This window comes from Quisquiliibacterium sp. (assembly GCF_982640115.1).
In genome coordinates this window covers 1-3,025 of the sequence record NZ_CEXFHW010000287.1, presented here as the reverse complement: position 1 = coordinate 3,025, position 3,025 = coordinate 1, and the positions used below count along the sequence as shown (strand labels likewise).

The window sequence follows — 3,025 nt, the reverse complement described above, 5'->3', positions numbered from 1 at the left end:
AGCGCCACCTACCATGTCGGCTGGGCCGACGCCCGCGGCCGCGAAGCCGGCGCCCACAACCTGCTGCTCTGGCAGGCCATGCTCGCGCTGCGCGAGCGCGGCGTGCGCCGGCTCGATCTCGGCGGCATCGACACCGCCGGCGGCGCGGGCCTGGCCCGCTTCAAGATCGGCACGGGCGGGCAGGTGGCCGGCTTCTCGGGCACCTGGGTCGCCCCTGGCGATGGTCTGCGCCGGGCGGTATCCTGAGCCGATGATCGATGCTCAGGCGCTGCGCGCCCTCTACCCGGCCCCCAGGGAGCGCGCGCTGCGCAAGCAGTTGAGCCAGCTCGACGCCCACTGCCTGCGCTTCATCGCGCTCTCGCCCTTCGTGGTGCTGGCCAGCGCCGGCGAGCACGGCGATCTCGACGCCTCGCCGCGCGGCGGCGAACCCGGCTTCGTGCACGCGCCCGATGCCCGCACCCTGCTGCTGCCCGATGCGCCCGGCAACAACCGGCTCGACACCCTGGTCAACATCACCCAGACCGGCCGCCTCGGGCTGCTGTTCATGGTCCCTGGCGTGGACGAGACCCTGCGGGTCAATGGCCGCGCCGGGCTGAGCGACGACCCCGCCCTGCTCGCGCGCTTTGCCGGCGTCTCGCGCCCGCCGCGGCTGGTCATCACCGTGGCGGTCGAGCAGGCCTACCTGCACTGCGCCAAGGCGCTGATGCGCTCGTCGCTGTGGGCGCCGCAGTCGCGCGTCGAGCGCTCGATGCTGCCCACCATGGGCCGCATGATCGCCGACCAGATCGGCGACGCCGCCGAGCCCGAGTCGCAGGAAGCCATGCTGGCGCGCTACGCGCAGGACCTCTGAGCCCAGCCCCGCGCTGACGGGACCGGTTCCCGCCAGCGCCCCGCTGATTTCATTCGTCAACACCGGCTTCCGCGGGTTCCAACTTACCGGCCGGGCCGGCGCGACCATCTGGCGAAACTGCCAGAATCGGCTGCTCAGGCGCCGGGCAGCCGGCCCCGCGCCACACCGGAGACCTGCTCATGAGCCGCTTGCGATTCGGCGCCTTCCTCGCCCCCCATCACCCCATCGGCGAGCACCCCACGCTGCAGTACCGCAGCGACCTCGATCTGGTCGAGCACCTCGACCGCCTCGGCTACGATGAGTTCTGGTGCGGCGAGCACCACTCCACCGGCTGGGAGACCATCGCCTCGCCCGAGATGTTCCTGGCTGCGGCGGGCGTGCGCACCCAGCGCATCATGCTGGGCACCGGCGTCATCTCGCTGCCCTACCACCATCCCTTCAATGTGGCCCAGCGCATCGTGCAGCTCGACCACATGACCGGCGGGCGGGCCATCTTCGGCACCGGCCCCGGCGCGCTGCCCTCCGACGCCCACACCCTGGGCATCGACCCGGCCGTGCAGCGCGATCGTCAGGACGAGGCCCTGGGCGTGATCCGCCGTCTGCTGGCCGGCGGCGAGCGCTTCACCCACGAGTCCGAGTGGTTCACCCTGAGGGATGCGCGCCTGCAGCTGCTGCCGCTGCAGGAGAAGATCCCCATGGTGGTGGCCTCCACCATCAGCCCCTCGGGCATGACGCTCGCGGGCAAGCACGGCACCGGGGTGATCTCCATTGGCTCCACCTCCACCGAAGGTCTGGCCGCGCTCGCCACGCAATGGAGCTTCGCCGAGGACTCCGCCCGCAAGCACGGCAACACCGTCGACCGCCGCGACTGGCGCGTGCTGCTGTCCTGGCACATCGCCGAGACCCGCGAGCAGGCCCGACGCGAGGCCGGCGAGGGCCTCATGCGCTGGAACAACGAGTATGTGTTCGAGACCCTCAAGCGGCCAGGCAGCAAGTTCTTCAACAGCCCCGACGAGGCGGTCGACGAGACCGCCTTCGTGCCCGGCGCGGCCTCGGTGATCGGCACCCCCGATGACCTGGTCAAGGCGATCCGCGCCCTCATCCCGATCACCGGCGGCTTCGGCACGGTCATCGGCTTCGTGCACGACTGGGCCAACCGCGAGAACACCCGCCGCAGCTGGGACCTGGTCGCGCGCTATGTCATCCCCGAGCTCAACGGTCTGCTCGACCACTATCGCGAGTCGCGCGAGTTCGTGATCGGCAACCGCGGCGTCTTCGAGCAGGCCGGCAAGGCGGTGCTCGACAAGATCCTTGCCCACGAGGGTGCCACGGCGGCGCTCGCGGTCACCAAGAACAGCCGTCTGGCCATGCCGGGCCATCACGCCCCCGACCTCAATCGCAAGTGAGACCGCCATGGCAGACCTGCTGCACATCCTGGTCGACACCCCGCTGCCCGGGGTCCGCCGCATCACCCTGAACCGCCCCGAGAAGCGCAATGCGCTGAACAACCGCCTGCGCGGCGAGATCTTCGCCACCCTCGAGGCCCATGACCGCGACCCCGAGGTGAAGCTCACCATCATCCGCGGCGCGGGTGCAGCCTTCAGCTCGGGCTACGACCTTTCCGCCAACAACACCCTGGAGCAGCCGTATCACACCGCCGGCGGCCTTGGTCAGTGGGCGCGCCATGTGGTCGAGGGCTGGTTCCGGGTCTGGGACCTGGCCAAGCCGGTGATCGCCCAGGTGCACGGCTATTGCCTGGCCGGCGGCACCGAGCTGGCCACCGCCTGCGACCTGGTCTATGTGGCCGATGACGCGCAGATCGGCTATCCGCCGGTGCGCCTCATGAGCCCGCCCGACATGCAGTTCCATCCCTGGATGATGGGCATGCGCCAGGCGATGGAATCGATGCTCACCGGCGATGCGCTGAGCGGCCGCGAGGCCGCCGAGAAGGGCTGGGCCACCCGGGCCTTTCCGGTGGAGCGGCTGGAGGCCGAGGTGCTGGCAGTGGCCGAGCGGGTGGCCAAGCTGCCCACCGAGCTGGCGGCGATCAACAAGCGCAGCGTGCATCGGGCCATGGAAGCCATGGGCATGCGCGCCGCGATCCGTGCCGGCACCGAGCTGCAGGCGCTGGCCTTCCAGACCGAGCCGAGCAAGGCCTACATGAGCCGTTTCCGG

4 protein-coding genes are annotated in these 3,025 nt (G+C 70.7%); all 4 read left to right on the top strand.

Annotated elements, in window-relative coordinates:
- Window positions 1-246: GNAT family N-acetyltransferase (locus AC2H6A_RS19005; protein WP_484275284.1), on the top strand; the 246-nt coding region annotated here is incomplete at its 5' end.
- A 4-nt stretch (window positions 247-250) separates the two neighbouring features.
- On the top strand, window positions 251-850 hold the full coding sequence (locus AC2H6A_RS19000; RefSeq protein ID WP_484275283.1) for a pyridoxamine 5'-phosphate oxidase family protein: 600 nt from the start codon (window positions 251-253) through the stop codon (window positions 848-850).
- A 179-nt stretch (window positions 851-1,029) separates the two neighbouring features.
- Window positions 1,030-2,256: an LLM class flavin-dependent oxidoreductase gene (locus AC2H6A_RS18995; RefSeq protein ID WP_484275282.1), complete on the top strand. Its 1,227-nt coding sequence runs from the start codon at window positions 1,030-1,032 to the stop codon at window positions 2,254-2,256.
- A 7-nt stretch (window positions 2,257-2,263) separates the two neighbouring features.
- Window positions 2,264-3,025: enoyl-CoA hydratase/isomerase family protein (locus tag AC2H6A_RS18990; protein WP_484275281.1), on the top strand; the 762-nt coding region annotated here is incomplete at its 3' end.